The sequence below is a fragment of the Limnovirga soli genome (genome assembly GCF_013106755.1).
Classification (GTDB): Bacteria; Bacteroidota; Bacteroidia; order Chitinophagales; family Chitinophagaceae; genus Limnovirga; species Limnovirga soli.
This window is the reverse complement of sequence record NZ_WHPF01000069.1, coordinates 1-234: the sequence shown is the minus strand read 5'-3', so window position 1 is coordinate 234 and position 234 is coordinate 1. Positions and strand designations below refer to the sequence as shown.

The window sequence follows — 234 nt, the reverse complement described above, 5'->3', positions numbered from 1 at the left end:
GGTGGTACCGCACCATTACAATACAGCATCGATGGAACTACCTACCAGACTGGCAATGTGTTTAGCGGAGTAGGATCTGGCACCTATACCATAAGTGTAAAAGATGCCAATGGCTGTATCGGCACAACCACAGTCACCGTAAGTAATAGTGGAGCTGCAACGGTAACAGCGGGCAGTATAACAGCCAGTTGTGGTAATAGCAATGGCAGTATCACCACAACCGCAACGGGTGGG

At 49.6% G+C, this 234-nt stretch carries 1 protein-coding gene; it reads left to right on the top strand.

Going from position 1 to position 234, the window contains the following annotated elements:
- Positions 1 to 234: hypothetical protein (locus tag GD597_RS21800; RefSeq protein ID WP_216368676.1), on the top strand; the 234-nt coding region annotated here is incomplete at both ends.